Genomic DNA, 996 nt, shown 5'->3' on the forward strand with positions numbered 1-996 from the left:
GCCCACTTCAAAGGCGAAGGAGGGGCGTCCGGAAGTGATGATCCACCCGCAGGACGCCGAGAGTTACGGCATCGGCGATGGTGACTGGGTCAAGTTGATCAACGGCCGTGGCGAAGTCTTTCTCCGCGCGAAACGGTACGACGGCGTGAGGCGTGGTGTCTTGATTGCGGAATCGGTCTGGCCGAACGCCGCACATCCCTTCGGGCGGGGCATCAACACGCTGACGGGCGCGGACGCCGTCGCTCCTTACGGAGGGGCAGCCTTCCACGACAACCGGGTCGCGCTCGTCAAGGAAGAGCCGGCTTTCGAAGCGTAGTACATCTGGCGGCGCGACCGCCTTTCGCCTCCATGATCGGGTGGCGCCGTACACGAAGCCTTAATCCTATCGTCACTCGGGTCTTGACGCCTGCCGGACGGCCCTATCCTTAACAATGTAGGTCTTTTTCCTGGAGTGATCTCATGACGTCCGTTCTTCGCGCGATGCTGGCCGCCCTCGCCGTCGCCGCCTCCGCCACCATGGCTCTCGCATCCGCGTCGAACACGCCGACCATGTACGACGTGGATCCGGCGCTGAAGACCGAGACGATGGGTCAATTGACCGCGCGCGTCCGCAAGGCCTGCACCGTCACGCAAGCCAAAGTCCAGAATGCGAGCGAATCCTCTTTCGGTCGCAAGTGCGATTGCTACGCGAGCAGCACGATGCGCTCCCTGAGCGCCGAAGAAGTGCAAGCGTACCGCGACACCGGCGTCTTCAACGAGACCGCACGCGCCAAGGCACTCGGAGCCCTCGACGCCTGCAAACTGCAGCGGCCGAACTAGCTCGCGCAGCCCCGCACAGAGGGATATTGGCTGTATCCTGGGGTCCCAGCCTCATCCCGAAACCACACAGCCTCATCCTGAGGAGCGACGCAGTCGCGTCTCGAAGGACGAGGCGTCCCCAGCTGTCTTCTGGAGGATCCTTCGAGACGCCGCTTCGCGGCTCCTCAGGATGAGGGG

General features: G+C 63.6%; 2 protein-coding genes. Both read left to right on the plus strand.

Annotation, left to right across the window (positions count from 1 at the left end; all coding sequences use genetic code 11):
- Positions 1–316, plus strand: a 316-nt coding sequence (locus AC1DT3_RS22540) for a molybdopterin dinucleotide binding domain-containing protein (RefSeq protein WP_477467398.1), incomplete at its 5' end; no start/stop codon positions are given.
- Between the two features lie 143 nt (positions 317–459).
- Entirely contained in the window at positions 460–819 is a 360-nt protein-coding gene (locus AC1DT3_RS22545) for a hypothetical protein (protein WP_477467399.1), read from the plus strand.
- Positions 820–996 lie beyond the last annotated feature (177 nt).

This window comes from Microvirga sp. P4_G7 (genome assembly GCF_056401005.1).